Origin of the sequence: Xanthomonas hortorum (assembly GCF_011305375.1) — a bacterium.
GTDB classification, from domain to species: Bacteria; Pseudomonadota; Gammaproteobacteria; order Xanthomonadales; family Xanthomonadaceae; genus Xanthomonas; species Xanthomonas hortorum_E.
The window spans coordinates 1-425 of record NZ_VCME01000045.1 but is presented as its reverse complement, the minus strand read 5'-3'; the positions used below and the strand labels follow the sequence as shown (position 1 = coordinate 425).

Sequence of the window (425 nt, the reverse complement as noted above, 5' to 3'; positions counted from 1 at the left end):
TACGAGAGGACCGGAGTGGACGAACCTCTGGTGTTCCGGTTGTCACGCCAGTGGCATTGCCGGGTAGCTATGTTCGGAAGCGATAACCGCTGAAAGCATCTAAGCGGGAAGCGCACCTCAAGATGAGACTTCCCGGGGCACAAGCCCCCTAAAGGAACCATATAGACTATGTGGTTGATAGGTCAGGTGTGTAAGTACAGCAATGTATTGAGCTAACTGATACTAATGATCCGTGCGGCTTGACCATATAACCTCAAGTTGCCTTGGTCCCAACGAACGTTGGTAGATCCGCAAACGCAAGCTACGTCACAAGTTAACTATGCGAGACGAGCGCCGTAGGTGCTTCCACACGCAAACGCTTGCACATCCTTGTGCGCACGTTTGAGGAAGCTCCAACTGGCGACGCTCCAACCGTCTCCCTGGTG

1 rRNA gene is annotated in these 425 nt (G+C 53.2%); it reads left to right on the top strand.

The window, feature by feature from the left end:
• A 23S ribosomal RNA gene (locus FFY45_RS21810) occupies window positions 1–247 on the top strand; the annotation flags it as partial.
• Window positions 248–425: the final 178 nt, after the last annotated feature.